This window comes from Pseudomonas sp. SDO52101_S400 (genome assembly GCF_054071635.1).
Window position 1 is genome coordinate 1 of the sequence record NZ_JBSVWF010000073.1, and the last position, 25,377, is coordinate 25,377.

26 protein-coding genes are annotated in these 25,377 nt (G+C 60.4%); 5 read left to right on the forward strand and 21 right to left on the reverse strand.

What is annotated here, in order from left to right:
* Positions 1-307: 307 nt before the first annotated feature.
* The 12 genes from ACW9HX_RS26005 to ccoN (ACW9HX_RS26060) form a co-directional block, all read right to left on the reverse strand.
* A complete protein-coding gene (locus ACW9HX_RS26005) occupies positions 308-847 on the reverse strand; it encodes a FixH family protein (RefSeq protein ID WP_457382789.1) in 540 nt (179 codons plus the stop codon).
* A gap of 11 nt (positions 848-858) precedes the next feature.
* Positions 859-2,274 carry a cytochrome c oxidase accessory protein CcoG gene (ccoG, locus tag ACW9HX_RS26010; protein ID WP_457382790.1) on the reverse strand — a complete coding sequence of 472 codons (1,416 nt, stop codon included), beginning with the start codon at positions 2,272-2,274 and terminating at the stop codon, positions 859-861.
* Between the two features lie 259 nt (positions 2,275-2,533).
* Complete coding sequence (locus ACW9HX_RS26015; RefSeq protein ID WP_457382791.1) at positions 2,534-2,962, reverse strand: PIN domain-containing protein; 429 nt, start codon at positions 2,960-2,962, stop codon at positions 2,534-2,536.
* Positions 2,963-3,217 carry a type II toxin-antitoxin system Phd/YefM family antitoxin gene (locus ACW9HX_RS26020; protein WP_039770179.1) on the reverse strand — a complete coding sequence of 85 codons (255 nt, stop codon included), beginning with the start codon at positions 3,215-3,217 and terminating at the stop codon, positions 2,963-2,965.
* Between the two features lie 172 nt (positions 3,218-3,389).
* Positions 3,390-4,373: a cytochrome-c oxidase, cbb3-type subunit III gene (gene ccoP, locus ACW9HX_RS26025; protein ID WP_457382792.1), complete on the reverse strand. Its 984-nt coding sequence runs from the start codon at positions 4,371-4,373 to the stop codon at positions 3,390-3,392.
* Positions 4,370-4,555, reverse strand: coding sequence for a CcoQ/FixQ family Cbb3-type cytochrome c oxidase assembly chaperone (locus ACW9HX_RS26030; protein ID WP_003175465.1), 186 nt, complete (start codon positions 4,553-4,555; stop codon positions 4,370-4,372). The genes ccoP (ACW9HX_RS26025) and ACW9HX_RS26030 overlap by 4 nt, the downstream gene beginning before the upstream one ends.
* A 6-nt stretch (positions 4,556-4,561) precedes the next feature.
* A complete protein-coding gene (gene ccoO / locus ACW9HX_RS26035; protein WP_129391555.1) occupies positions 4,562-5,170 on the reverse strand; it encodes a cytochrome-c oxidase, cbb3-type subunit II in 609 nt (202 codons plus the stop codon).
* Positions 5,170-6,612 (reverse strand): cytochrome-c oxidase, cbb3-type subunit I, encoded by a 1,443-nt coding sequence (gene ccoN / locus ACW9HX_RS26040; protein ID WP_085732424.1) that lies wholly within the window; start codon positions 6,610-6,612, stop codon positions 5,170-5,172. Before ccoN (ACW9HX_RS26040) ends, ccoO (ACW9HX_RS26035) begins: the two co-directional genes overlap by 1 nt.
* A 481-nt stretch (positions 6,613-7,093) precedes the next feature.
* Positions 7,094-8,047, reverse strand: coding sequence for a cytochrome-c oxidase, cbb3-type subunit III (gene ccoP, locus ACW9HX_RS26045; RefSeq protein WP_457382793.1), 954 nt, complete (start codon positions 8,045-8,047; stop codon positions 7,094-7,096).
* The gene (locus ACW9HX_RS26050; RefSeq protein ID WP_457382794.1) at positions 8,044-8,241 is read right to left on the reverse strand and encodes a cbb3-type cytochrome oxidase subunit 3; all 198 of its coding nucleotides are present in this window, start codon (positions 8,239-8,241) and stop codon (positions 8,044-8,046) included. The genes ccoP (ACW9HX_RS26045) and ACW9HX_RS26050 overlap by 4 nt, the downstream gene beginning before the upstream one ends.
* Positions 8,242-8,246: 5 nt before the next feature.
* Complete coding sequence (ccoO, locus tag ACW9HX_RS26055) at positions 8,247-8,855, reverse strand: cytochrome-c oxidase, cbb3-type subunit II (RefSeq protein WP_007960355.1); 609 nt, start codon at positions 8,853-8,855, stop codon at positions 8,247-8,249.
* 10 nt (positions 8,856-8,865) lie between these two features.
* Positions 8,866-10,290: a cytochrome-c oxidase, cbb3-type subunit I gene (gene ccoN / locus ACW9HX_RS26060; RefSeq protein WP_007960356.1), complete on the reverse strand. Its 1,425-nt coding sequence runs from the start codon at positions 10,288-10,290 to the stop codon at positions 8,866-8,868.
* 86 nt (positions 10,291-10,376) lie between these two features.
* On the opposite strand from ccoN (ACW9HX_RS26060), the gene ACW9HX_RS26065 reads away from it, so the two are divergent.
* Positions 10,377-11,057, forward strand: coding sequence for an alpha/beta family hydrolase (locus ACW9HX_RS26065; protein WP_457382795.1), 681 nt, complete (start codon positions 10,377-10,379; stop codon positions 11,055-11,057).
* Between the two features lie 54 nt (positions 11,058-11,111).
* Here ACW9HX_RS26065 and ACW9HX_RS26070 read toward each other — a convergent pair whose 3' ends face one another.
* The gene (locus ACW9HX_RS26070) at positions 11,112-11,579 is read right to left on the reverse strand and encodes a hypothetical protein (RefSeq protein ID WP_457382796.1); all 468 of its coding nucleotides are present in this window, start codon (positions 11,577-11,579) and stop codon (positions 11,112-11,114) included.
* 1,099 nt (positions 11,580-12,678) lie between these two features.
* On the opposite strand from ACW9HX_RS26070, the gene ACW9HX_RS26075 reads away from it, so the two are divergent.
* Positions 12,679-13,038 (forward strand): DUF6124 family protein, encoded by a 360-nt coding sequence (locus ACW9HX_RS26075; RefSeq protein ID WP_457382797.1) that lies wholly within the window; start codon positions 12,679-12,681, stop codon positions 13,036-13,038.
* Between the two features lie 202 nt (positions 13,039-13,240).
* On the opposite strand, the gene ACW9HX_RS26080 is transcribed toward ACW9HX_RS26075, so the two are convergent.
* From ACW9HX_RS26080 to inhA, 3 genes are all read right to left on the reverse strand, one after another.
* Positions 13,241-14,806: a methyl-accepting chemotaxis protein gene (locus ACW9HX_RS26080; protein WP_457382798.1), complete on the reverse strand. Its 1,566-nt coding sequence runs from the start codon at positions 14,804-14,806 to the stop codon at positions 13,241-13,243.
* 102 nt (positions 14,807-14,908) lie between these two features.
* Positions 14,909-15,700, reverse strand: coding sequence for a CPBP family intramembrane glutamic endopeptidase (locus ACW9HX_RS26085; RefSeq protein ID WP_457382799.1), 792 nt, complete (start codon positions 15,698-15,700; stop codon positions 14,909-14,911).
* Between the two features lie 253 nt (positions 15,701-15,953).
* A complete protein-coding gene (inhA, locus tag ACW9HX_RS26090) occupies positions 15,954-16,640 on the reverse strand; it encodes an isonitrile hydratase (RefSeq protein WP_443525169.1) in 687 nt (228 codons plus the stop codon).
* Positions 16,641-16,728: 88 nt separating this feature from the next.
* Here inhA and ACW9HX_RS26095 point away from each other — a divergent pair, with 88 nt between their 5' ends.
* Entirely contained in the window at positions 16,729-17,712 is a 984-nt protein-coding gene (locus ACW9HX_RS26095) for a GlxA family transcriptional regulator (RefSeq protein WP_457382800.1), read from the forward strand.
* Here the strand turns inward: ACW9HX_RS26095 and ACW9HX_RS26100 are convergent.
* The 4 genes from ACW9HX_RS26100 to ACW9HX_RS26115 form a co-directional block, all read right to left on the reverse strand.
* Positions 17,681-18,580 (reverse strand): alpha/beta fold hydrolase, encoded by a 900-nt coding sequence (locus tag ACW9HX_RS26100; protein ID WP_457382801.1) that lies wholly within the window; start codon positions 18,578-18,580, stop codon positions 17,681-17,683. The two genes, ACW9HX_RS26095 and ACW9HX_RS26100, sit on opposite strands and share 32 nt — an antisense overlap.
* An 11-nt stretch (positions 18,581-18,591) precedes the next feature.
* A complete protein-coding gene (locus ACW9HX_RS26105) occupies positions 18,592-18,981 on the reverse strand; it encodes a hypothetical protein (protein WP_457382802.1) in 390 nt (129 codons plus the stop codon).
* Positions 18,982-19,290: 309 nt separating this feature from the next.
* Positions 19,291-21,117, reverse strand: a complete 1,827-nt coding sequence (locus ACW9HX_RS26110; RefSeq protein ID WP_457382803.1) for a glycoside hydrolase family 15 protein — start codon at positions 21,115-21,117, stop codon at positions 19,291-19,293.
* Positions 21,110-21,910: a glucose 1-dehydrogenase gene (locus ACW9HX_RS26115; RefSeq protein ID WP_457382804.1), complete on the reverse strand. Its 801-nt coding sequence runs from the start codon at positions 21,908-21,910 to the stop codon at positions 21,110-21,112. The genes ACW9HX_RS26110 and ACW9HX_RS26115 overlap by 8 nt, the downstream gene beginning before the upstream one ends.
* 208 nt (positions 21,911-22,118) lie before the next feature.
* On the opposite strand from ACW9HX_RS26115, the gene ACW9HX_RS26120 reads away from it, so the two are divergent.
* Positions 22,119-23,291, forward strand: a complete 1,173-nt coding sequence (locus ACW9HX_RS26120; protein ID WP_457382805.1) for an MFS transporter — start codon at positions 22,119-22,121, stop codon at positions 23,289-23,291.
* A 5-nt stretch (positions 23,292-23,296) separates the two neighbouring features.
* Here ACW9HX_RS26120 and ACW9HX_RS26125 read toward each other — a convergent pair whose 3' ends face one another.
* Positions 23,297-24,427 (reverse strand): cupin-like domain-containing protein, encoded by a 1,131-nt coding sequence (locus ACW9HX_RS26125; protein ID WP_457382806.1) that lies wholly within the window; start codon positions 24,425-24,427, stop codon positions 23,297-23,299.
* A 127-nt stretch (positions 24,428-24,554) separates the two neighbouring features.
* On the opposite strand from ACW9HX_RS26125, the gene ACW9HX_RS26130 reads away from it, so the two are divergent.
* Positions 24,555-25,292: a thioesterase II family protein gene (locus ACW9HX_RS26130; RefSeq protein WP_457382807.1), complete on the forward strand. Its 738-nt coding sequence runs from the start codon at positions 24,555-24,557 to the stop codon at positions 25,290-25,292.
* Positions 25,293-25,377: the final 85 nt, after the last annotated feature.

Here is a 25,377-nt window from a genome sequence, read left to right on the forward strand (position 1 = left end):
ATCGTCACTGGCATACATCGATTATGCAAACGCCCGAGATCAGTGCCCTCTCCCGGGGGAGAGGGAGCCGATTGATGTGGGCCGGAAAAATGGGTTCAGTCAGCGGTATCGTCACTGGCATACATCGATTATGCAAACGCCCGAGATCAGTGCCCTCTCCCGCGGGAGAGGGGGCCGATTGATGTGGGCCGGATAAATGGGTTCAGTCAGCGCAATCGTCACTGGCGTACATCAAGTCTGCAAACACCCGAGATCAGTCCCCTCTCCTGGGGGAGAGGGCTAGGGTGAGGGGGCACTTGCAGGCTGCTTACTTCTTCAGGTCTTCAGCGCCTTGCAGCGGCTCATCACCCAGCAATAAATCCTTGTCATGGCTGACCACTTCTTCTTCGAACATCCGCCACACGTGATCGTCCTGCGAACCCAGCAGCTCCACAAAGCGCCGGCCTTCGACCTTGTCGGTCAACTGGCCAATGTAGCGGCCGGTTTCGGTTTCGCTGCGGGTCAGGACGATCTTGCGATCCTTGTCCGGCTGGGTCGGCGAGATCAGGTTCAGCTCAAGGGTCTTCGGCTGGCTGTTGCCACTCAGGCGCAGATCAACTTCGCCGGTGACGTCATCCAGATGCACGTTGGCGCGCATCTTCAGGTTCTGCGCGAGCATTTCACGATCCAGCGAGCGGTTGATGCCCTTGCCGGCCTCGTAGTAGTTGTCATTGACCAAGTTGTCCGGGTTGTTCACCGCGATGGTCACCATGGACAGCGTCAGGGTCACCGAGCAGGCCAGAATCCCGATGATGATCCATGGCCAGAGATGCTTGTACCAAGGGCTTGCGGCGTTTGCTGCGGGCATGTTCAGTTCTCTCAACGATTTTGTGGGCCGATGAACCGGCTCTTGGCTTCAACGTGGACATTGTCGTCATCGGCATCCTTGAGGATGAATTTCACCTCGTTGGTGCTCGACGGCAGTTGTTCGGGTGCACTCGACAGTTCGACCGGCATGCTGAAGATTTCCCCGGCGGGCACCTTGATCTCGCGCTTGCCTTGCAGGCGCAGGTCCGGCAGACCGGCGGCTTCCAGCACATAGGTGTGGTCGCGCTGATCTTTGTTCATGATCTTCAGGCTGTAGACGTTTTCGATCCGGCCTTCGGCGTTTTCGCGGTACAGCACGCGGTCCTTGCTGACGTCGAAGCCCACCAGCGAACGCATGAAGAATGCCGTTACCAACAGACTGATCATCGCCAGCAGCACCACGGCATAGCCGATCAGCCGTGGACGCAGTTTATGGGTCTTCTGTCCGGACAGGTTGTGTTCAGTGGTGTAGCTGATGAGCCCGCGCGGGTAGTCCATCTTGTCCATGATGCTGTCACAGGCGTCGATGCACGCGGCGCAGCCGATGCACTCGATCTGCAGGCCGTCGCGGATGTCGATGCCGGTCGGGCAGACCTGGACGCACATGGTGCAATCGATGCAGTCGCCCAGGCCCTGAGCCTTGTAGTCGACGCCTTTCTTGCGCGGGCCACGGCTTTCGCCGCGACGCGGATCATAGGAAACAATCAGCGTGTCCTTGTCGAACATCACGCTCTGGAAGCGTGCATACGGGCACATGTAGATGCACACCTGCTCGCGCAACCAGCCGGCGTTGCCGTAAGTGGCGAGGGTGAAGAAGCCGACCCAGAAATACGACCAGCCATCGGCTTGCCCGGTGAAGAATTCGAACACCAGTTCGCGGATCGGCGAGAAGTAGCCGACGAAAGTCATGCCGGTGACGAAGCCGATCAAGAGCCACAGCGCATGCTTGGAAAATTTACGCAGGAACTTGTTGGCGCTCATCGGCGCCTTGTCGAGTTTGATGCGCTGGTTGCGGTCGCCTTCGGTGACTTTTTCGCACCACATGAAAATCCACGTCCACACGCTTTGTGGGCAGGTGTAACCGCACCAGACCCGACCGGCGTACACGGTGATGAAGAACAGGCCGAACGCGGCAATGATCAGCAGGCCCGAGAGCAGAATGAAGTCCTGCGGCCAGAAGGTCGCGCCGAAGATGAAGAACTTGCGTTCCGGCAGGTTCCACCACACGGCCTGATGGCCGCCCCAGTTCAGCCAGACCGTACCGAAATACAACAGGAACAGCGCCGCGCCGCCCATCATCCGCAGATTGCGGAACAGGCCGGTGAAAGCACGGGTGTAGATTTTTTCTCGAGAGGCGTAAAGATCGACGCTGTTGTTCGCGTTCTTGCTGGGTGGCGTGACGTCGTGTACCGGAATCTGATTACTCATCATTGCATCCCACGGCAGTGGAAAAATGCCTCGGTCGATACGTGCCGGCCGGGGTCAAAAAGGGGTGTTGCAGTGGCGCAATGATACGCCTGTCATACCGACGAACGGGTGCGACCTTTGGTCGCGTTGGGGAAAAATCACGAATGGTGTAGCGAATGTAACAAAGCATGATGCAGATCAATTGACTTGCTAAGTATGGACGGGTTTTCGGCGTGCGTTGTTCGCAAACCGGACCCTCTTGGCTGGCGTCGGGACAAAATCAAAAGGTGTCGGCATTTCTGCTGTCCCACGGATTGATCAACGCAACGCCGCTGGATTCAAAGTCACCGGTGTTGCGAGTGACCACTGTCAACCCATGGACCAGCGCCGTTGCCGCGATCAGCGCATCGCTTTCATTGGCCTGATCCGGCACATGAATGCGCGCGCAGCGCAGGGCGACAGCCGCATCGACCGGCAGGATTCGCGCATCGAAGGCTGGCATCACGTGGCGCTTGAGCCAGGTGCGCAGAATTTTTCCCTGAGCCGGATCACGGCGCTCTATGCGAAGGACGCCGGTCTCCAGTTCCTTCAGTGTAATGGCCGAGATAAACATGCGAGGGGAGATGACGGTTCTGGCCCAGGCGACAACGTTCTTGTCGGCCTGGGGTTTGCGCAATTCGGAAATTACATTGGTGTCGAGCAAATACATTCAGGACAGATCCACGGGGCGGTGAGTGATCACGGCACGCTCGGTTTCGAACTCGATGTCTGCCGCTTCAGGCATGACCAGCAGATCTACGATGCTCGCGTTGAGGCCGGTGAGTTTTTCGTACTCCTCAATGCTTAGCAGTACGTGGGCGGGCTTGCCACGATCCGTGATGATAACCGGCCCATTGCGCGCGGCTTTTTTGGCACTGCTTGTGTCCTGATTGAATTCGCGGCTGGAAATGGTGGTGATGGCCATCATTGCGACCTCTCCTGAAAAAGATATGTAGCAACGTTACTACCGCATGCCTCGTCTCACAACCGGGAAGGCCTGACGAGCCTGACCGCTGGTCGGGCATTCAAAAGGCAGAAACAAGACGGCCCCGCCAATTCTCATTGGCGGGGCCGTTTTTTTGCTTCAGGCGTTGGCCTTACTGGGCCTCGGCTTCCGCTGGTTTTTCACCATGGGACAGGCTGTAAACGTACGCCGCCAGCAGGTGAACCTTGTCGTTGCCTTGCAGTTGTTCCTGGGCAGGCATCTGGCCCTGACGGCCGTAACGGATGGTCTGCTGCAGTTGCGCGAAGCTCGAACCGTAGATGAACGCGGCCGGGTGAGTCAGGTTGGGCGCGCCCATGGCTGGCGTGCCTTTACCTTCCGGACCGTGGCAGGCCACGCAGTTGGCGGCGAACAGTTTCTGGCCATTGGCCGGATCTGCCTTGGTGCCTTCCGGCAGCTTGCGGCCATCGAGGTTGGTCAGCACGAAAGCCGCCACGTCGGCTACGCCTTGCTCACCGATCACTTGAGCCCAGGCTGGCATCACGGCGTGACGACCGCCCATGATGGTGGTCTTGATGGTTTCCGGCTCACCGCCCCAGCGCCAGTCGGCGTCGGTCAGGTTAGGGAAGCCATAAGCGCCCTTGGCGTCGGAACCGTGGCAGACCGAGCAGTTGGAGGCGAACAGACGGCCCCCCATCTTCAGGGCTTGCGGATCCTTGGCCACTTCCTCGATCGGCATGGCGGCGAACTTGGCGAAGATCGGACCGAACTTGGCGTCCGAGCGAGCCATTTCCTTTTCCCACTCGTGAACGCCGGTCCAGCCGGTCTGGCCGTTGGCGAACGCGGTCTGCTTGTCGTTATCGAGGTAGTTGTAGCCCGGCAACAGACCTTTCCAGTTGCCCAGGCCCGGGTACAGCACCAGATAACCCAGCGCGAACACGATGGTGCCCACGAACAGCATGAACCACCATTTCGGCAGCGGGTTGTCGTACTCCTCGATCCCGTCGAAGGAGTGGCCGACCGTCTCGTCGGTCTGCTCGGCGCGCTGACCCTTGCGGGTCGACAGCAACAGCCAGGTCAGGGAAAAGATCGTACCGAGACTGAGGACTGTGACGTACAGACTCCAGAATGTAGTCATTCTTTGTTACTCCTAGAAGCTTGCTCGACGTGCTTGATGGCTTCGGGATCATCCGCGAAGGGCAGCAAGGTCGCGTCTTCAAACTCCGACTTGCGCTTGGGGCTGAACACCCACAAAGCCAGACCGATGAAGGCAACCATCACGACAACGGTGCCCAGGCCTCGAATCATCCCGATATCCATTAAGAATCACCGTTTGCTTTTGATGATGGTGCCCAGGCCTTGCAGATAGGCCACCAGCGCGTCCATTTCGGTTTTACCCTTCACAGCATCTTTTGCACCGGCGATGTCTTCGTCGGTGTAAGGGACGCCGAGCGTGCGCAACACTTCCATTTTCTTGGCTGTGTCTTTGCCGTCGAGCTTGTTTTCCACGAGGAACGGGTAAGCCGGCATTTTCGACTCGGGCACGACGTTGCGCGGGTTGTACAAGTGCGCACGGTGCCAGTCATCGGAGTAACGACCGCCGACACGGGCCAGGTCCGGACCGGTACGCTTGGAACCCCACAGGAACGGGTGGTCCCAGACGCTTTCACCGGCAACCGAGTAGTGGCCGTAGCGTTCGGTTTCAGCGCGGAACGGACGGATCATCTGCGAGTGGCAGCCGACACAACCGTTGGCGATGTAAATGTCGCGGCCTTCCAGTTCCAGGGCAGTGCGCGGCTTCATGCCTTCGACCGGCTTGTTGGTGACGTCCTGGAAGAACAGCGGAACGATTTGAGTCAGGCCACCGACGCTGACGGCGATGACCATGAAGAAGGCCAGCAGGCCAATATTCTTCTCGACAGCTTCATGCTTCATCAGTGAGCTCCAACTACGGCGATCTTGGCGGCGGCTTCAGCTTCAGCCGGGTCCGAGGCGCGAACGGTGCGCCACACGTTGTAGGCCATCAACAGCATGCCGCTGGCGAAGAACGCACCGCCCAGGGCGCGGACGATGTAGCCAGGGTGGCTGGCCTGCAGCGCTTCGACGAACGAGTAGGTGAGGGTGCCGTCGTCGTTGATTGCACGCCACATCAGGCCTTGAGTGATGCCGTTGACCCACATCGAAGCGATGTACAGCACGGTACCGATGGTCGCGAGCCAGAAGTGCGCGTTGATCAGACCGACGCTGTGCATCTGCGCGCGGCCGAACAGTTTCGGGATCATGTGGTAGATCGCGCCGATCGAGATCATCGCCACCCAGCCGAGCGCGCCGGCGTGTACGTGGCCGATGGTCCAGTCGGTGTAGTGCGAGAGCGAGTTGACGGTCTTGATCGCCATCATCGGACCTTCGAAGGTCGACATGCCGTAGAACGCCAGCGATACCACGAGGAAGCGCAGGATCGGGTCGGTGCGCAGCTTATGCCAGGCGCCCGACAGGGTCATCATGCCGTTGATCATGCCGCCCCAGCTTGGCGCCAGCAGGATGATCGACATGGCCATGCCCAGCGATTGTGCCCAGTCCGGCAGTGCGGTGTAGTGCAGGTGGTGCGGACCGGCCCAGATGTACAGGGTGATCAGTGCCCAGAAGTGCACGATCGACAGGCGATAGGAGTAGATCGGACGTTCGGCCTGTTTTGGCACGAAGTAGTACATCATCCCCAGGAAGCCGGTGGTCAGGAAGAAGCCCACGGCGTTGTGGCCGTACCACCACTGGATCATCGCGTCGGTCGCCCCGGCGTAGGCCGAGTAGGACTTGAAGAAGCTGACCGGCAGGGAAGCGTGGTTGACGATGTGCAGCATCGCCGTCACGACGATGAATGCGCCGTAGAACCAGTTACCCACGTAGATGTGTTTGGTCTTGCGCTTGGTGATGGTGCCGAAGAACACCAGACCGTAGGTGACCCAGACAATGGCCAGCAAAATGGCGAGAGGCCATTCCAGTTCCGCGTATTCCTTGGTAGTGGTGTAACCCAGCGGCAAGGTAATGATCGCGCCGACGATCACCGCTTGCCATCCCCAGAAGGTGAAGGCTGCGAGGCTGTCGGAAATCAGTCGCGTCTGGCAGGTTCGCTGCACGACATAGTAGGAAGTGGCAAACAGTGCACAACCACCGAAGGCGAAAATCACCAGGTTTGTGTGCAACGGGCGCAGGCGTCCAAAGCTCGTCCACGGCAGACCGAAGTTCAACTCCGGCCAGACCAGTTGCGAGGCGATGAAGACACCGAGCCCCATGCCAAGGATCCCCCAGACCACCGTCATGATGGCGAACTGGCGGACTACCTTATAGTTATAAGCAGTCGGACTGATTGCTGTGCTCATTCTAAGGTTCCACGGTTTGGGTGTTTTATTAGGATTAAAATCGGCCGCAAGTATGTAGAAAGCAGGGGGTCAATGCAACGCGCCATGACCTGGGTCAATGCTTTCCAACGCTGATTCTGCGGCCTTTCCATGCGCCGCGTAAGGACAAAATTGCCCTCGGGCAAAATGTCGCAGCGAACGAAAAAAGTGAGGGGTCCCGGTCGGATGTAACGGGGTGTGTTCGAACGTTCGGTTCGGGTGACGGACGGTAATCGGCACGACAGCCGGTATCTACCGGCCTTTGCGGCCATGTCAGTCAGCCGATTCGTTCAACGCCTCGCTCAGGGTCGACCTGGAACCGGCACGGGCCAGTCCGCATCGAGCAAGCGTAGACCCGAATCCGGGGAACCGAAAGGAGAGGGGGTGAAGGGGTGCGACAATGCGTCGCAAAGAGGCTGGAAACTGCCGCACTGGAAACGTGCGGCAGTGTTGTGCTCAATGATTACTGTTTGTTGTCTTCGGTAATCAGTTTTTCTGTATTCAATCCGTGACTCAAGCTGTACACATAAGCGGCCAGCAATTGCACTTTATCGTTGCCCAGCAGCTCGTTCTGAGCCGGCATGTGACCCTGACGACCATGGCGAATGGTCTGCTCAAGCTGGGTCAGGCTGGTGCCATAGATAAATCCGGCCGGGTGCGTCAGATTCGGCGCACCCATGGCTTCAGTGCCCTGGCCGGTTGCCCCATGACAGGCTACGCACATGGTGCTGAACGTTTGCTGTCCCGCTTGCAGGTCGGCCTTGTTGTCCGCCGGCAGTGGCAGCCCGGCCAGTTCGTGACGCACGTAGGCCGCGACGTTTTTCACACCCGCCTCACCGAGCGACTCGCCCCACGCCGGCATCGCCGCCATCCGGCCACCCATGATGGTGGTCTTGATGGTTTCGGCGCTGCCGCCCCAGCGCCAGTCCTGGTCGGCGAGGTTAGGGAAGCCGAAGGCGCCCTTGGCGTCCGAGCCGTGGCACACCGAGCAGTTGGAGGCGAACAGACGGCCACCCATTTTCAGCGCCTGCGGATCCTTCGCTACTTCTTCCACCGGCATCGCGGCGAATTTGGCGAAGATCGGCCCGAACTTGGCGTCGGCCTTGCTCATTTCCTTTTCCCACTCGTGAACGCCGGTCCAGCCGTCCTCGTAGCCGGGCAGGATGCCTTTCCAGTTGCCCAGGCCCGGGTAAAGGATCAGATAGCCCACGGAAAACACCAGCGTGCCGGCGAACAGCATGAACCACCACTGCGGCAGCGGGTTGTCGTACTCCTCGATGCCGTCGAAGCTGTGGCCCATGGTCTGGTCGACGCTGCCCTTGGTCTCGCCCCGACGGGTGCCGACCAGCAGCCAGGTCAGGCCGATCAGGCTGCCGATGGTCAGTACGCAGATCCACGTACTCCAGAAGGTGGTCATGGCCGGGTACTCCTTGTTTCAGTTGCAGGGGTTGGGTCGGGTTGCGGCTCGTCGGCAAACGGCAGCAGGCGCGCTTCGGCGAATTCCGGCGTGCGCTTGCGGTTGAACACCCACAGGGTCAGGCCGACGAAGGCCACGAACACCACGACCGTGCCGAGGCCGCGAATCAGCCCCGCGCTCATTTCAATGACCATCGGGCTCACCTCTTGCTCTTGATCGCAGTGCCGAGCACTTGCAGGTAGGAGACGAGGGCGTCCATTTCGGTCTTGCCCTTGAGGCTGGCCACCGCGCCGCTGATGTCGTCGTCGGTGTACGGCACGCCGAGGGTGCGCATGACCTTGAGCTTGGTTTCGGTGTGGCTGCTGTCGACCGGTTGGGTGACCAGCCATGGGTAGGCCGGCATTTTCGATTCCGGTACGACGTTGCGCGGGTTGTACAAGTGCGCGCGGTGCCAGTCATCCGAGTAGCGCGCGCCAACCCGGGCCAGGTCCGGACCAGTACGCTTGGAGCCCCACAGGAACGGGTGATCCCACACGCTTTCACCGGCCACCGAGTAGTGGCCGTAGCGTTCGGTTTCGGCGCGGAACGGCCGGATCATCTGCGAGTGGCAGCCGACGCAGCCTTCGCGGATGTAGATGTCGCGGCCTTCCAGTTGCAGCGCGGTGTAGGGCTTCATGCCTTCCACCGGTTTGTTGGTCACGTCCTGGAAGAACAGCGGGACGATCTGGGTCAGGCCGCCGATGCTCACGGCGAACACCATCAGCAGCATCAGCAGGCCGACGTTCTTTTCAATCGTTTCGTGTTTCATGGCGGACTCCTCAGGCCATCTGCGCGGCAGCAACGACGTCAGCAGGCTGCGAGGCCCGCACGGTGCGCCAGGTGTTGTAAGCCATCAGGAACATGCCGCTGAGGAAGATCGCCCCACCAATCAGCCGCACGACGAAGCCTGGGTGGCTGGCCACCAGGGTTTCGACGAAGGAGTAGGTCAGCGTGCCGTCCTCGTTCACCGCACGCCACATCAGGCCTTGTGCAATGCCGTTGACCCACATCGAAGCGATGTAGAGCACGGTGCCGATGGTCGCGAGCCAGAAGTGCGCGTTGATCAGGCCGATGCTGTGCATCTGCTCTTTGCCGAAGATTTTCGGGATCATGTGGTACAGCGCGCCGATGGAAATCATCGCCACCCAGCCGAGCGCACCGGCGTGTACGTGGCCGATGGTCCAGTCGGTGTAGTGGGAGAGGGCGTTTACCGTCTTGATCGCCATCATCGGACCTTCGAAGGTCGACATGCCGTAGAACGCCAGCGACACCACCAGGAAGCGCAGGATCGGGTCGCTGCGCAACTTATGCCAGGCGCCCGAGAGGGTCATCATGCCGTTGATCATGCCGCCCCAGCTCGGTGCCAGCAGAACCAGCGACATCACCATGCCCAGCGATTGCGCCCAGTCCGGCAGCGCGGTGTAGTGCAAGTGGTGCGGGCCGGCCCAGATGTACAGGGTGATCAGCGCCCAGAAATGCACGATCGACAGGCGATACGAATACACCGGACGTTCGGCCTGTTTCGGCACGAAGTAGTACATCATCCCGAGGAAACCGGCGGTGAGGAAAAAGCCTACGGCGTTGTGGCCGTACCACCATTGCACCATCGCGTCGGTCGCACCGGCGTACACCGAGTAGGACTTGGTGAAGCTCACCGGCAACTCAAGGTTGTTGACGATATGCAGAATCGCCACGGTGATGATGAACGCGCCGAAGAACCAGTTGCCCACATAAATGTGCTTGGTCTTGCGCTGCATGATCGTGCCGAAGAACACGATGGCGTAGGCGACCCAGACGATGGTGATCAGGATGTCGATCGGCCATTCCAGCTCGGCGTATTCCTTGGAGCTGGTGTAACCCAACGGCAGGCTGATGGCCGCCAATAGAATCACAAGCTGCCAGCCCCAGAAGCAGAACGCGGCGATTTTTGGTGCGAACAGTTGTGTCTGGCAGGTGCGCTGCACCGAGTAGAACGAACTGGCGAACAAGGCACAGCCGCCGAACGCGAAGATCACCGCGTTGGTGTGCAGCGGGCGCAGGCGTCCGAAGCTGGTCCACGGCAGGTTGAAGTTGAGTTCGGGCCAGACCAATTGAGCCGCGAGAAAAACCCCGAGCCCCATGCCGACGATGCCCCACACCACCGTCATAATGGCGAATTGGCGGACCACCTTGTAGTTGTAGGCGGTACTGATAGAAGTGTTCATGGTTCCCCATCCACGGTTCAGCCGAAGTGAGCGCCAACAGCGCGTCCTTCGCCTGGAGTTATAGGCAGACTAAAAGCGAGGCAAGCATGGACAAACAGCACAAGGCCAGTATTGACGGGGATCAATGGGCGCAGTGCCTGCGGGATCACGGGTGGCTTTGGGATGCGGCTGTTGGGGAGGCTTCCGCGACGCTGATCCTGGCGCATGGGGCGGGGGCGCCGATGGACAGTGACTGGATGAACGATATGGCTGGGCGCCTTGCCGGGCTGGGTGTGAACGTGTTGCGGTTTGAGTTTCCTTATATGGCGCAGCGGCGGGTTGATGGCAGTAAACGCCCGCCGAATCCGGCGCCGAAGTTGCTGGAATGTTGGCGTGAGGTTTATGGCTTGGTGCGACTTCATGTCGCTGGGCCGCTCGCGATTGGCGGGAAGTCGATGGGGGGGCGGATGGCAAGTTTGCTGGCTGATGAGCTTGGCGCTGATGCGTTGGTTTGTCTGGGGTATCCGTTTTATGCGGTTGGGAAACCGGAGAAACCACGGGTCGAACATCTGGCTGGGTTGAAGACTCGGACGTTGATTGTTCAGGGGGAGCGGGATGCTCTTGGCAATCGGGACGCTGTCGAGGCTTACGATTTATCGCCGAGCATTGAGGTGTTTTGGTTGGCCTCTGGGGATCATGATTTGAAGCCGCTCAAGGTTTCCGGGTTTACCCATGAGCAGCATTTGGCTTCGGCTGCGGGGAAAGTTGCCGGGTTTCTTCAGGTGTAGCCCGCACCTTGGGTAAGGGCCGGGCACATCCTTTTATGCACGAGACTGGAGACGTTATTCACTGATCACCAGGTTAAAACGTCCGATGGGCTGTGTCCGATAGCCATGACTCTTGAAGTTCGCTTCAAAAGTACCCACTGCGATTCCTCTGGAGGGATCGAGTTTTATGGTCAGGATGGCTTTATTGGCATCGACTGTAGTAAAGCCCTCAAAGCCTTCCGGCGCGGGACTCGAATGGCTGTGTTTGAAGCTCAATTTGTCATCGAGTGTGTAGGTGGCATTGATAGGGGCGTCATTCTCGTACGGGATAAGCATGCTGTAGGCGAAGTAGTTTCTGAGCGAAATTGATCCGATCGCTCCTGAGATTGACCAACCTCGTTCACCCGTTATCGGATGCTCAGCCAGATAAAACAGGGATCGTTCAGCTTCCACTTCGGGATTGCTCCCAAATTTCCAGAAGAACTTATTTGCGAAGATCACAGGGCTGTTGGCTTGAGGGATAAAAATAGTATGACTGCTCATCTGGAATTCCTTTTTCATGAAGGGTGATTGGCGTTCTTTTAATAGATAGCCAGGCACTTGATATGCCTTCTTCAAGATGAGCGTCTACTGTCATACCTGACAGCTAGGCGACTAGTATCAAATGTGCTTGTTTCCGGTCTGGTGATTAAAGAACCTGGACGGTGGGCATATCCGTTGCTGCGGTTATGGCTGCTTAGGGTTTCGCCCTGACGGCGACTCACTTTTTTTACAAACGCCTAAAAAAAGTAAGCAAAAAAATGCTTGCTCCTACGTTCGGCCCGCTCGCTAAAGCTCGGGGTTCCTTCGCTCCGGGATTCATCCGGGGGGCATCGCCTACGGTTTGCTTCGCTGCACCTCCTCTCGATGTGTTTGGCTTCGCCAAACGGTCGCTGCGCTCCCACCCCCGGATGAATCCCTCCACTCAGCCTTCCGACGTCGCCCGCAGATCAAAAGCGGCACTCGAGCTAACGCTCATCGTGTTGAGTGGTTTGGCGAACGGCTTGGTTTCAGTGTCGAGCCTACCCCTCACCCCAGCCCTCTCCCCTAGGAGAGGGAGCCGAATGGGGAGCTTTCAAGTGTGCGTTCATCTCGGTATTTCATGTTGGCGCACCTCACCCAAACACCTCGGTCAGTCCCCTCTCCCTCGGGGAGAGGGCTAGGGTGAGGGGGAAGATTTCACTGACACACCACAAAAACTGAAAGCTCCCCCAATCCCAGCATTTCCAGCACATAAACACGATCGCGTGAACACGTTTAAAGTACACGAACCGTTACGCCATAAGGGCTACAACACCTTGCGTCGTTACCTACGCGTACGCCAGAATCCGCCGGCTTACGCGGTTTGGAAAGGGCTATATCGTTTCCCTGTCACTGAAAAAACAGTGATCGGGTTTGGTAGCCCGCTTCGAAACCGTCGTATGGCGTCACCATATGCAGTCCCTTGTTTGGGGCTCAGTTTTTTATGGTGGGCATGCGCGGGGCTCCTTTGTGAGCGCCGGGTTTCCCGTTTCGACCGGTCTACCAACCCGCGTATGGCCACCACCCTTCGTTTGGTAGCGAGGGTGATGGCTCCTAAACATTCGAAACTGGAGTTAAATCTATGTTCAAAGCCACACCCAACCCACCAGAAACCGATCCAATCTCCAACGACCCCGAGCTTGAGTCCCAAAAGACAAAAGAAGCCGCCGACCGCGCACTCGACTTTTACCTCGGCCCCGAAATCCCGAAGTACTTCCCGCCCAAGGCCCGTCCTATCTACATGGTCGATCCCACGCTCGATGACGAAACGCTGCTCGTCGAAGCCAGTGAATCACTGTCGTCAGCCAATGCCATGGCCGGCAATATCGCCAACTCGGTGAAAGGCCCGGAACGCAAACCGCTGCTGGCGCTGCAACAGCTGATCATGTTGAACGAGCTGCTGGTGAATCGACTGCTGGACAGGCTGAAATTGCCGCAATAATTTCGCTCGCTGCTATGGCCTCTTCGCGGGCAAGCCCGCTCCCACAATGGGTGGTGGTGTTGCGAGATTTTGTGGCCAATGCGAAACCCTGTGGGAGTGGGCTTGCCCACGAAGAGGGCGGTGCTGGCCACATCCATTTCAGACAGGCAATAAAAAAACCCGGAAGCTCTCGCTATCCGGGTTTTTCGTATCAACCATCCAATCAGCGGTTAAACCGCTCCACCAACGAATACTGCGTATTAGCCGTCTTCGTCAGCTCTTCACTCAGCAACGCCGAGTTATGCGCCTGTTCCGAGGTCTGGTCCGCCAGTTCCGAGATGTTGCTGATGTTGCGGCTGATTTCTTCAGCCACGGCACTTTGCTCTTCGGTCGCGGCGGCGATCTGGGTGGTCATGTCGGTGATGTTGGCCACCGCCTCGCTGATACCCACCAGAGCTTGGTCTGCTTCCAGTACCCGCGCCACACCTTCTTCCGCCTGGCGATGGCCGGCTTCCATGGTTTGTACGGCGCTGGATGCAGTCTGTTGCAACTTGGCGATCAGGGCGTGGATCTGGCCGGTGGATTCGCTGGTGCGTTGTGCCAGTTGGCGGACTTCGTCGGCCACCACGGCAAAACCACGGCCCATCTCGCCGGCACGCGCGGCTTCGATCGCGGCGTTGAGGGCGAGCAGGTTGGTCTGGTCGGCGATGCCTTTGATCACGTCGACCACGCCGCCGATTTCGTCGCTGTCCTTGGCCAGTTGGGTGACGGTCAGGCCGGTTTCGCCGACGACGACCGACAGACGCTGGATGGCTTCGCGGGTTTCACCAGCGATGTCGCGGCCGCGACCGGTCAGGCGATTGGCTTCCTGGGTGGCGTCGGCGGTGCGTTGTACGTGGCTGGCCACTTCTTGCGTGGTGGCGGCCATCTGGTTGACGGCGGTGGCGACCTGTTCGGTTTCCACGCGCTGGCGTTCCAGGCCGATGGAGCTGTTGTGCGCCAGACTGTCGGACTGTTTGGCCTGATCGGTCAGGTGCTCGGCGGTGTCCTGCAGACGGGTCAGGCAGGTTTTCAGGCGGGCTTCCTGGCTGAGGATCGACATTTCCAGACGGGCCTGGGCACCACGGCTGTCGGTGTACATCTGCGCGATCAGCGGGTCGGACGTGGTCTGCTCGGCCAGGCGCAGCAGACGCTTGAGCCCGCGTTGTTGCCATTGCAGGCCCAGCAGGCCCAGCGGCACCGACAGACCGGCGGCGAGGGCGAAGCCCCACTGCGAGTTCAGGGTGGCGCCGATCATGAAGCTCAACTGGCTGACCAGAATGAACGGCAGCCAGTCCTGCACGATCGGCAGCCATTTGTCGCTCGAAGGAATCGCCGACTTGCCCTGGTTGATGCGTTGGTAGAGCGCTTCGGCACGGCGGATCTGTTCGGCGGACGGCTTGACCCGCACCGACTCGTAACCGACCACCTGATTGCCGTCGAACACCGGTGTTACATAGGCGTTAACCCAGTAATGGTCACCGGTCTTGCAGCGATTCTTGACAATGCCCATCCATGGCAAGCCTTGTTTCAGTGTGCCCCACATGTGCGAAAACACCGCCGCCGGCACGTCAGGGTGACGAACCAGGTTGTGCGGCGCACGGATCAGTTCCTCACGCGAAAACCCGCTGATTTCGACGAATGCGTCGTTGCAGTAGGTGATCACGCCTTTGGCGTCGGTTGTGGAAATCAACCGCTGCTGAGCCGGGAAAGTCCGTTCGCGTTGTGTAATGGGCTGGTTATTACGCATGGTTTTTCAATCCGCAAGGCTTTGAAAGGTTGTCGGCGGGGTCGGCGATTTGTTGAAGTTTTTTTTCATTTATAAGTACGGCGTCGCAAAACGGGGCTTGCTTCAACCCGCGAGCATCGGATAGGTGAACAGGCCGAAGTGCAGCAGGTTCAGACCAAAGTGCGTCATGATCGCCGCGCCGAGCCCGCCAAAACGGTAGGCCAGACCATAGCCGACACCCGCCAGGCCCGCCAGCAACACCCATTGCCAGCCGGCGCCCACATGCACCAGACCGAACAGCAGGGACGCGAGCAACAGCGCGAGGTTTTCGCCGTAGGGCAGGTGTTTGAAATGCCGGCTCAGGCCGCCCTGTATATAGCCGCGAAACAGCGCCTCTTCGACCAGCGTCACCAGCAGCAGGTTGTTCAACACCCACAGCCACGCCTGATCCGGCCATTTCGGTGCCCAGGTGATCATGCCCAGCAACACCGCGCCACCGAGGGCCAGAATCACGCTCAACGTCAGTGCCAGCGCGGTGGCGTAGACCGTCAGGCGCAATGAGCGCCGCGCGACGATCCACGGGCAGGCCAGTAGCAGCCAGAAACCAATCAGCGGTTTGTCGAGATTCACGAACATCGAGAACGGCACGGCGTTGTCAGTAAAACGCTGCGCCGGGATGGCCCGCCCGTTGTAGAAGCCCGGCAGCCAGTGCATGGCCAGCGCCAGAGCCAGCACGATAAACAGGCCATGGCCGAGAAAACGCCCGACCGGCACGGTTTGCTGGCGCACCGCGTAACCGGCGAACAGCAACAGTGCGATGGAGATCAGCGCCAGCCAGCCGAGCTGGCCGAAGCTCAGCGCCAATCCGTAACCAAGGCTGAGAAGCCCGAGATAGAGCCATGGCAGAGCTGTCATGGAAAGTCCTTGTGCACGATTTGTGGACAGGCTTTCTACACGGGTGGGGGCGAGTGGACAAGTGAAGGTGTGGCAAGAAACCGGGACAACAACAAAGCCATTGGCCAAACACAAATCCCAATGTGGGAGCGGGCTTGCTCGCGAAGGCGTTGTAACATTCAGCAAATCTGTTAGCTGACACACCGCATTCGCGAGCAAGCCCGCTCCCACAGGGGATTTATATTCCACCAGGGATTTTGTTTTTGGCTGGAGATCAGCGCAGGTTGAGTTTCGCCGCCGCGCGTTCGGTGATTTCAGTACGCAACTTCAGCGAAGGCGCCGCACGCTTGCGTGCCTCTTCGACAACCGCACTCGGCGCCGTCTCCGGGCTGCCCGAATCAAACGGCGGCGCCGGCGCATATTCCAGTTGCAACTGCACCAGTTGCGCCGTGTCGACGCCGACCAGTTCCTGCGCCAGGGTCAGGGCAAAATCGATCCCGGCGGTAATGCCACCCCCGGTGAACAGATTGCCGTCGCGCACCACCCGATCCTTCACCGGGATCGCGCCCAGAGTCGGCAGCAAATCGTGATAAGCCCAGTGTGTGGTCGCCCGTTTGCCCTGCAACAGACCCGCCGCCCCGAGCACCAGCGAACCGGTGCACACCGACGTCACATAACGCGCCTGCGCGGCTTGCGCCTTGATGAACGCCAGCGTCTGCTCGTCCTCCATCAACGGCCCGACCCCGGCGCCACCGGGAACGCAGATCACGTCCAGAGCCGGGCAGTCCTCGAAGGTGGTGGTCGGTTTCAGCACCAGCCCGGTGCTGGCGGTGACCGGCACCAGATCCTTCCAGACCAGATGCACCTGCACGTCCGGCAACGAGGCCAGCACGTCGTACGGGCCGGTCAGGTCGAGTTGCTGCACTTGGGGAAACAACAGAAAACCGATCTGCAACGCCATGATTCTTCTCCGTGAAAAGGGGTGGACGGCTTCACTGTAGGCGCGTAGGTTTTGGCGCATACGCCAATAAGCCCACGAATTACGCCAAATGCCTAAAACCATCCACGTCCTCGCATTCGCCAATGTGCAACTGCTTGATGTCACCGGGCCGTTGCAGGTATTTGCCTCAGCCAACGACATTGCCCGCCAACAGGGTCTGCCTGCGCCTTACGCGCCAACGGTGATTGCCAGCGGTGGTGGGGCGGTGAACTCTTCGGCCGGGTTGGCGATGTTGGTCGAACCTCTGCCGAAACAGCCCAGCGATACCCTGATCATCGCCGGCGGCTGGGGCGTTTACGCCGCTGCCGAAGACACTGAGTTAGTGAGTTGGGTGCGTGAACACGCCAACGGATGCCGGCGCGTGGCTTCGGTGTGCACCGGCGCATTTCTGCTGGCCGCCAGCGGCTGGCTCGACGGTCGCCGGGTCGTCACCCACTGGACCCGTTGCGAACAACTGGCGCAGCAGCACCCGCGCTTGCAGGTCGAGCCCAATCCGATCTTCATCAACGACGGGCCGGTCTGGACCTCGGCGGGCGTCACCGCCGGCATCGACCTGGCACTGGCCATGGTCGAAGACGACCTCGGCCGCGACATGGCCCTGGACGTCGCCCGGCAACTGGTGGTGTTCCTCAAGCGCCCGGGCGGGCAGTCGCAATTCAGCGTGACGCTGTCGCTGCAAAAACAGGGCAACCGCTTCGATGAATTACACGCGTGGATCGCCGAACACCTGACCTGCGATCTGGGCATCCCGACCCTCGCCGAACAGGCCGGCATGAGCGAACGCAGTTTCGTGCGCCACTACCGCGCCGACACCGGCCAGACCCCGGCCCGGGCCATCGAACTGATCCGCGTCGAAACCGCCCGCCGGTTGCTGAGTGATACAGGTTTGCCGGTCAAACGGGTGGCGGCCAATTGTGGGTTTGGCAGTGAAGAGACGTTAAGACGCTGTTTCCTGCGGGCTATGGGTGTGACGCCGCAGGCTTATCGGGAGCGGTTTTCGGTCAGTGCTGGAGCAGATCCAGTAATGCCTTGAGCGTCTCGTCCGGAGCTTCTTCCGGAATGTTGTGCCCGACACCCGACAGCACCCGCCGCTCATAAGGCCCGCTGAAGTGCTGCGCATCTTCATCGTCCGCCGGCGCCGGGCCGACGCCATCATCAGCACCGCACAGCGAAATTGTCGGAACGTTGATCGCCGGTTGTTTCACCAGCGCCTGCTCCATCCATTCCAGCTTCGGATCCCCCGGCGCATACATGAAGCGATGACGGTAGGAGTGAATCACCACCTCGACGAAATCCGGGTTGTCGAACGCCGGTGCGCTCAGCGGATAACGCTCGGCGTTCCGCGCCCAGGTAGGTGACCACAACTGCCATAGCAACTCACACAGCGCCCGACGATTCTGCGTCAGCCCTTCAACGCCACGAGGCGTGTGGAAGTAATACTGATACCAGAAGCGATGCTCGGTCTCGGGATCCAGCGGCTGGATCGAATGCGGAATGTCTTGCAGGTTGTAGCCGTCGCCCGTCACTAAACCGCGCACACGCTCGGGATACAACGCCGCCACAATGCACGCTGCCCGACCGCCCCAGTCATAACCGCACAACGTCGCTTGCTCGATACCCAACGCATCCATCAGGTCCAGCAGATCCTGCGCCAGCGCCGCTTGCTGGCCGGAGCGCAGCGTGTCCGGGCTATTGAAGCGGGTCGGCCCGTAGCCACGCAGGTACGGCACGATCACCCGGTAACCCTTGGCGGCGAGAGGCGGAGCAATTTCGTCATAGGCGCGGACGGAGTAGGGGAAGCCGTGGAGCAGGATGACCGGCGTGCCGTTTTCCGGGCCGTGATGCTCATAGCCGATGGTCAGGCTTGGGGTTTGGCTGAATCGGATTTCGGCACGGGCCATGGAAAATCTCCTTACACCTCGGCTTCCGCCACCTGATTGAAATACTTGCTCCGGTCCGGCGTAAACGTCACCACCATCTTAGTCCGCGAGCAGGTCATGACTCGCTCTACACCCAGGTCGATATCCAGATCTTCCCCGCGCAACCCTTGCCACTGGGCGAGGTATTTCAGCGATCCGTATTTTTCGTTTTTCTTCAGGCTGCGACTCACGCCACCTTTCCAGCCGAGTACCGGCAATTCATCGGCGCGGCAGCGTTGGGCGAGGTCGGGGAAGCGGGTGGCGCGCTGGCGGCCGATTTCCCAGCATTTGATCAGGCCCTTGTCGGCGGCTTCCCACAGTTCGTCGCGGGTCAGGCCAGACCTCAATGGGGAATCGATGGGGCGGTGGATGCGTTGGCTCATTCTGGTTCCTTGAATCGGGTTTTTATTGGACAGCTCCGCTGTGCCCGTTGCGGTGGATGGTAGGGGGGGATGTAACAGCTGGCAACAAGGTATTTCGGGGTGTAAGTGCGAGTTGCGGGCCAAGCGTTACACGGGGTCTGGCAGGTTGTTGTAGGCCGTGCCATCAACAAGTTGTATCGAAAGGAATCGATTTCGCAGGCCAGCCCTTCAACCGCAAGAGTTGGGGGTGTTTGCCGTTCGTAGGTGCCCATCCTACAAACGGCGATTGGACTTGAGATCTTTCTTACAGGCTCTATCGAAAAAGGACGACTACGGCTGCCAGTAATTCTTCTCCCCACTCAACTTGCGATCGAGAAAACTCGCCGCACTGATCAGCGCCAGATGCGTCAACGCCTGTGGCGTGTTGCCCAGATGCCGGCCCCGGTTGTCGAATTCCTCCGCGTACAACCCCAGCGGATTGGCGTAACGCAGCAGTTGCTCGAATTCCAGGTGGGCCTTTTCCACTTGCCCGGCGCGGGCCAGGCATTCGACGTACCAGAACGAGCACGCGGCGAAGGCGCCTTCGGTGCCAGACAAGCCGTCGATCCCGGCATCGTCATTGCGATAGCGATAAACCATGCCGTCACGCACCAGATGCTTCTCGATGGCTTCCAGGGTCGCGAGCCATTTCGGATCCTTGGCGCTGACGAAGCGCACCAGCGGCATCAGCAACATCGAGCCATCCAGCGCCGTGCCACCCTGGTATTGCACGAAATGCCCAAGCTCTGCGTTCCAGAAGTTGTCCCAGATGTCGGCATGAATCGCCTGCCGGGTCTGGTCCCAGCGAGCGAAAGGCGCCGGCAGAGAGCGTTTCGAGGCCAGACGGATGGCGCGGTCCAGCGCCACCCAGCACATCAGCCGCGAATGCAGGAAGTGATGTTGCTCACCGCGCATTTCCCAGATGCCTACGTCCTTGGTCTGCCAGGTCTCACAGACCTGATCGACCACTTCCATCACATGTTTCCAGCCTTCGTGGGAAATCGCGTCGCCGTACTTGTTGACCAGATAAACGGCGTCCATCAGTTCGCCGAAGATATCCAGTTGAATCTGGTCGTAGGCGCCATTGCCGATGCGTACCGGTTTTGCCCCGCCATGGCCGGACAAATGCGTGAGTTCGGTTTCCGGCAACTCCTGGCGGCCGTCGATGGCGTAGAGGATGTTGAGTTTCATCGACTGGCCGCTGCAATCGCTGACCCGCCCGCGCAGCCAGCGCATGTAGGCGTTGGCTTCGTCGACAAAGCCCAGGCGCATGAAGGCGTAGACGGTGAACGAGGCGTCGCGGATCCAGGTGTAGCGATAGTCCCAGTTGCGTTCGCCGCCGGGCGTTTCCGGCAGGCCGAAGGTGGCGGCGGCGAGGATTGCGCCGTGCTGGCGCGAGGTCAGGAGCTTCAGGGCGAGGGCCGAACGGTTGACCATCTCCCGCCAGCGGCCGCGATAGTTGGACTGACCGATCCAGTCGCGCCAGAACTTCAGCGTGCGTTCGATGCACAGTTGCGCGGCACCTTCGGCAAAGCGCGGATCGTCGCTGGCGCCGAGCATGAACGCCGCTGTTTCATCTTGCTTGAGGGTGAATTGCCCGACCGCCGCAGCGTCATCGACGCTCAAGGCTTGATCCGAGGCCAGTCGCAGTGTCGGCTGCCCGCTGGCGCTGAACAGCACATCCTTTTTATCGGTTATGGCGCGGGTTTCAGCCCGGGCGTAGTCGTGCCGAACGGCGCAGCGCAGGTTGAATGTCGCTTCTCCGCTGACCACCCGCACCCGGCGCATCAACAGCGGCAAGGCATCGTCGTTGTCGCCGATGGGCAGCAGATCGGTGATTTCCACCACGGCGTGGTCGCTGAGCCAGCGGGTTTGCAGGACGTTGGTGTCCGGCAGGTAAATCTGTTCGCGCCGGGCATCGGGCAGGTCCGGGGCCAACTGGAAAATCCCCGCGTCGGGCGTGTCCAGCAGCGAGCAGAAGATCGACGGGCTGTCGAATTCCGGCCAGCAGAAGAAATCCACGCTGCCCTTGTCATTGACCAGCGCGGCGCTGCGCAGGTCGCCAATGATGCCGTGGGCGTCGATGGGGCTTTGTCGTTCGCAAGGATGCTCAGCCATTGCCACGGAACTCCGGATAGAGGCTCATGCCGCCGTCGATGAACAGGGTGGTGCCGACGATGTAGTCAGAGGCATCGGAGGCGAGGAACACCACCGCGTTGGCCACGTCCTCGACATCACCGATGCGCCCGTAAGGGATGAGTTTGAGCAGGGCTTGCCCGGCATCGCCCTCGGTGGCGTCTTTATTGATCGCCGTGCGAATTGCCCCCGGCGCGATGCCGTTGATGCGGATGCGCTGGTGGCTGACTTCCTGGGCCAGGGTCTGCATCAATTGATCGACGCCACCCTTGGATGCCGCGTAGTTCACATGCCCGGCCCACGGAATGCGCTGATGCACGGAACTCATGTGAATGATCTTGCCGGCAGCCCGGGACACGCCCTCGCGCACGCCCTGGCGATTGAAGATCCGCAGCGCGGCGCGGGCGCAGAGGAACTGGCCGGTAAGGTTGACGCCGATTACCGCGTTCCAGTCGGCCAGCGACATATCCACAGCTGCCGCGTCTTTTTGCAGACCGGAATTGGCCACCAGGATGTCCAGCGTTCCAAAGGCGTCGAGGGTCTGCTGGAACAGTCGCTCCACGTCCTCTTCCTTCGAGACGTCCGCGCCAATGGCAATGGCCTTGCCACCGTCGGCGACGATCTGCCGGGCCAGCGCTTCGGCGGGCTCGGCCTGGCGGTTGTAGTTGATGACGACAGCGGCACCGGCGGCGGCCAGAGCTTTGGCGGCGCCGTGGCCGATGCCGGAACTGGCGCCGGTGACCAGTGCCACCTGACGAGCGAGGGAAATCTGCATGCAGGGTCGCGCCTTGGGTTGAGGGCTTACTTAGCTGACTGGCGGCCGGTGGCGAGAGTTCATCCGCGTACATGAAATGATCGACAGCTTCGCGCCGCAGCGATTGGCCTTGCACGCATTGGGGACTTCACATTCCACCAACAATTGCGCGCTTTCCCGGCCGTCAGGCTTTGTGGCAAGTTGGCCGCCCCTGATGAGGCTGTAACCGATGGCAAACCCTTACCGCGAACTGTTCAACGCCCCCGGCGCCCGGGCCTTTGTGATGGCCGGGATGATCGCGCGCATGCCGATTTCCATGACCGGCATCGGCGTGATCACCATGCTCTCGCAATTGACTGGCGGCTACGCGCTGGCAGGCGGGGTGGCGGCGACCTTTGCCTTGGCCACGGCGTTCTGCGCGCCGCAGGTGTCTCGGCTGGTGGACCGTTACGGTCAGGGGCGAATCTTGCCGGTGTCGGCGCTGATCGGTGGCGGGGCGTTGCTGATGTTGCTGCTGTGCACCCGTTTGCAGGCGCCAACCTGGACGCTGTTCATCTGCGCCGCGCTGGCCGGTTGCATGCCGAGCATGTCGGCGATGGTGCGGGCGCGCTGGACGGAAATCTATCGCGGCCAGCCGCAATTGCAGACCGCTTATGCGCTGGAGTCTGTGCTCGACGAAGTCTGCTTTATCGTCGGCCCGCCGTTGTCAGTCGGGCTGTGCGTCGGTGTGTTCCCCGAGGCCGGGCCCCTGGCAGCGCTGTTGATGCTGGCGATCGGCGTCACGGCGTTTGTTGCCCAGCGCGGCACCGAGCCGCCGGTACATCCGCACGAATCAGAGCATCAAGGCTCGATCATTCGTTCGACCGACGTGCAGTGGCTGCTGCTGTTGATGGTCGCCATGGGCATGATCGTCGGCGTGGTCGATGTGGTCAGCGTCGCGTTTGCCCAGCAGCAAGGGCAACCGGCAGCGGCGAGTATCGTGTTGTCGGTGTATGCCATCGGTTCCTGCCTGGCCGGTATCGCGTTCGGTGCGATGCGCTCGAAACTGCCGTTGCCGCGCCTGTTTCTGTATGGCGGGTTGGCGACGGCGGTGACCACGCTACCGCTGTTGCTGGCGACCAACATCTTCGGGTTGTCCGTGGCGGTGTTCATTGCGGGGCTGTTTTTCTCGCCAACCCTGATCGTGGCGATGGCGTTGATCGAACGCATCGTACCGCCAGCGAAACTCACCGAAGGCCTGACCTGGCTGGTGACCGGCCTGAGCATCGGTGTGGCCATCGGTGCCGCCGGCTCCGGCGCACTGGTGGATGCGTTCGGTGCCCGCAGCGGCTTCTGGCTGGCCATTGCCGCCGGGGCGGTGGTGCTGTGTTCGGCGGTGCAGAGTTTCCGTCACCTCAAGTGAACGAGTTACCAGCCCCGGCCAGAGTTCACCCAGAAATTCACGGACAGCGAAGTCGACACCGATTCCACCTGATGGAACCAGCCTTCCGGCAGAAACAACAGGTCGCCGGCCTCCAGCGTCACCCGCAGGAAGGTCACGTCGCGAGCCTTGGGGAAACGCTCATAGTCCGGCGCATCAGGGTTGAAGTCGCAGCCGTCCAGGCCACCCTCGGGTGCGGTGGACCAGGTACCCAGCGCTTCACGATGATGCGGTGCGGCGAGGGTGAACTTCTTTTGGCCCCAGACCTGGGCGAACAGGTTGTCGGTGTCATCGCGGTGCAACGGGGTCAACGTGCCTTTGGGGCCGATCCAGATGCGCGGCGGGATGAACAGCGAAGCGTCGAAGTAGGGCGGGTACTGAATCTGCTGCATCAGCGCTGCCGGCAGAATGTTGTTGCCCATGTAGGCCGGTGGCTCTCCATCCGCGCCTTTGACCGCCGGGCTGTCCAGCGAGGCGATGAAATCGGCCATCGACGTGGAGCGGAAATCCCGTTCGGTCGAGAACGTCTTCTTCACGTAGTCGCCGTGACGGGTGATGCCTTGCAGTTCGGCGAAATGCACCAGCGACTCTTCGCGGCTGAGCTTGAACAGCGGCCAGTCCTGCAAGGCATTGCTGATCACCACCGGAACACCATTGGGCAAGTAACGACTCTCGAATTCGATCAGCGACAACTCGCTGCGCGGTCGCCGTTCGACGATGGTTTGCGGGGGCAGGCTGGCGGTGAGTTTTTCGCTGAAGCGCGGCGGCGTCGGATACCGCTTGTTCATGTCGACCTTTTCCACCGGCGCCGCACCCCGGCGAGCGTGGTCGATGATCTGCGGCAGCATCGTCGCCAGGCCCATGTTGCCGCTGATCTTCAGGCGACCGCTGGCAAACAGTTCCTCGACGTTGGCGATGCCGGCCATGATTCCGAGAAAGTCCTGCTCGGCGACTTCGATGGTCACGTCGGGGCTGGCATGGCGACCGGCTTCGGTGCGGCTGCTCGCGCTGACCTCGGACCAGAACGCCTGTGACCCCAGCAGGAATTGGAAAACGCCTTCGATACCGACCGCGCCGGCATTGGCGAACAGCTTGCCCAGGATGGTCTGCAGGTCCACGGTGAATCCTCGTTGTTGTTTTGGTCTGAACGGTTAACGAGCATTTGTAATGGAAATTTACGAAATGCCGACTAATTTGCCGAAGCAGCAATCCGTACCCTTTGAAGAGATATTTTCCGAGGGAAGCGTGGTGACCAAGTTGACCCTGCTGTGCCTGCCGTACTCCGGCGCCAGTGCCATGGTCTACAGCCGCTGGCGGCCGAAGCTGCCGCAGTGGCTGCAATTGCAACCGGTAGAGTTGCCGGGACGCGGCGCCCGCTTCGGCGAACCGCTGCACACCGACATGCGTGCGCTGGCCATGCAATTGGCCAGGGAGCTGCACCCGACACTCAAGGCCCCTTACGCATTGTTCGGTCACAGCCTAGGCGCTTTGCTGGCCTGCGAAATCGCTCACGCCCTGCGCGCACTGGGTTGCCCGGAACCGGTGGCGCTGTTCGCCTCGGGCACGGCGGCGCCGACGTTGCGCGCCGACTACGACCGCGGCTTTGCCGAGCCGAAGACCGACGCCGAGCTGATCGATCAACTGCGCACGCTCAACGGCACCAGCGAGGAAGTGCTGGCCAATCAGGAGCTGATGAGCCTGACGCTGCCGATCCTGCGCGCCGATTTCCTGCTCTGCGGCAAATTCCAGCCGTTGCAGCGGCCGCTGCTCAACTGCCCGGTCCATGTGCTCGGCGGCAAGGCCGACAAGGCCACCACCGAGCAATTGATCGGCTGGAGCAAGGAAACCCGGGGCAGCTTCTCGGTGGACATGCTGGCCGGCGGGCACTTTTTCATTCATGAACACGAAGCCAAGGTGCTGCGGGTGATCAAGGATCAGCTCGACGTGCATCATCGTAGGCACGGCTTGATGACTGCCGTTTAACCCGACCTCCAATTCATCCTGAAAACTGTGGGAGCGGGCTTGCCCCGGGCGGCGATCCGACGATAGCGATTTTTCAGTCAGCGCA

What these genes read in the sequence shown, in the direction of transcription:
- ACW9HX_RS26005 (WP_457382789.1), bottom strand. Translation starts at nt 847, where the DNA reads ATGCCCGCAGCAAACGCCGCAAGCCCTTGGTACAAGCATCTCTGGCCA.
- ccoG (WP_457382790.1), bottom strand. Translation starts at nt 2,274, where the DNA reads ATGAGTAATCAGATTCCGGTACACGACGTCACGCCACCCAGCAAGAAC.
- ACW9HX_RS26015 (WP_457382791.1), bottom strand. Translation starts at nt 2,962, where the DNA reads ATGTATTTGCTCGACACCAATGTAATTTCCGAATTGCGCAAACCCCAG.
- ACW9HX_RS26020 (WP_039770179.1), bottom strand. Translation starts at nt 3,217, where the DNA reads ATGGCCATCACCACCATTTCCAGCCGCGAATTCAATCAGGACACAAGC.
- ccoP (WP_457382792.1), bottom strand. Translation starts at nt 4,373, where the DNA reads ATGACTACATTCTGGAGTCTGTACGTCACAGTCCTCAGTCTCGGTACG.
- ACW9HX_RS26030 (WP_003175465.1), bottom strand. Translation starts at nt 4,555, where the DNA reads ATGGATATCGGGATGATTCGAGGCCTGGGCACCGTTGTCGTGATGGTT.
- ccoO (WP_129391555.1), bottom strand. Translation starts at nt 5,170, where the DNA reads ATGAAGCATGAAGCTGTCGAGAAGAATATTGGCCTGCTGGCCTTCTTC.
- ccoN (WP_085732424.1), bottom strand. Translation starts at nt 6,612, where the DNA reads ATGAGCACAGCAATCAGTCCGACTGCTTATAACTATAAGGTAGTCCGC.
- ccoP (WP_457382793.1), bottom strand. Translation starts at nt 8,047, where the DNA reads ATGACCACCTTCTGGAGTACGTGGATCTGCGTACTGACCATCGGCAGC.
- ACW9HX_RS26050 (WP_457382794.1), bottom strand. Translation starts at nt 8,241, where the DNA reads ATGGTCATTGAAATGAGCGCGGGGCTGATTCGCGGCCTCGGCACGGTC.
- ccoO (WP_007960355.1), bottom strand. Translation starts at nt 8,855, where the DNA reads ATGAAACACGAAACGATTGAAAAGAACGTCGGCCTGCTGATGCTGCTG.
- ccoN (WP_007960356.1), bottom strand. Translation starts at nt 10,290, where the DNA reads ATGAACACTTCTATCAGTACCGCCTACAACTACAAGGTGGTCCGCCAA.
- ACW9HX_RS26065 (WP_457382795.1), top strand. Translation starts at nt 10,377, where the DNA reads ATGGACAAACAGCACAAGGCCAGTATTGACGGGGATCAATGGGCGCAG.
- ACW9HX_RS26070 (WP_457382796.1), bottom strand. Translation starts at nt 11,579, where the DNA reads ATGAGCAGTCATACTATTTTTATCCCTCAAGCCAACAGCCCTGTGATC.
- ACW9HX_RS26075 (WP_457382797.1), top strand. Translation starts at nt 12,679, where the DNA reads ATGTTCAAAGCCACACCCAACCCACCAGAAACCGATCCAATCTCCAAC.
- ACW9HX_RS26080 (WP_457382798.1), bottom strand. Translation starts at nt 14,806, where the DNA reads ATGCGTAATAACCAGCCCATTACACAACGCGAACGGACTTTCCCGGCT.
- ACW9HX_RS26085 (WP_457382799.1), bottom strand. Translation starts at nt 15,700, where the DNA reads ATGACAGCTCTGCCATGGCTCTATCTCGGGCTTCTCAGCCTTGGTTAC.
- inhA (WP_443525169.1), bottom strand. Translation starts at nt 16,640, where the DNA reads ATGGCGTTGCAGATCGGTTTTCTGTTGTTTCCCCAAGTGCAGCAACTC.
- ACW9HX_RS26095 (WP_457382800.1), top strand. Translation starts at nt 16,729, where the DNA reads ATGCCTAAAACCATCCACGTCCTCGCATTCGCCAATGTGCAACTGCTT.
- ACW9HX_RS26100 (WP_457382801.1), bottom strand. Translation starts at nt 18,580, where the DNA reads ATGGCCCGTGCCGAAATCCGATTCAGCCAAACCCCAAGCCTGACCATC.
- ACW9HX_RS26105 (WP_457382802.1), bottom strand. Translation starts at nt 18,981, where the DNA reads ATGAGCCAACGCATCCACCGCCCCATCGATTCCCCATTGAGGTCTGGC.
- ACW9HX_RS26110 (WP_457382803.1), bottom strand. Translation starts at nt 21,117, where the DNA reads ATGGCTGAGCATCCTTGCGAACGACAAAGCCCCATCGACGCCCACGGC.
- ACW9HX_RS26115 (WP_457382804.1), bottom strand. Translation starts at nt 21,910, where the DNA reads ATGCAGATTTCCCTCGCTCGTCAGGTGGCACTGGTCACCGGCGCCAGT.
- ACW9HX_RS26120 (WP_457382805.1), top strand. Translation starts at nt 22,119, where the DNA reads ATGGCAAACCCTTACCGCGAACTGTTCAACGCCCCCGGCGCCCGGGCC.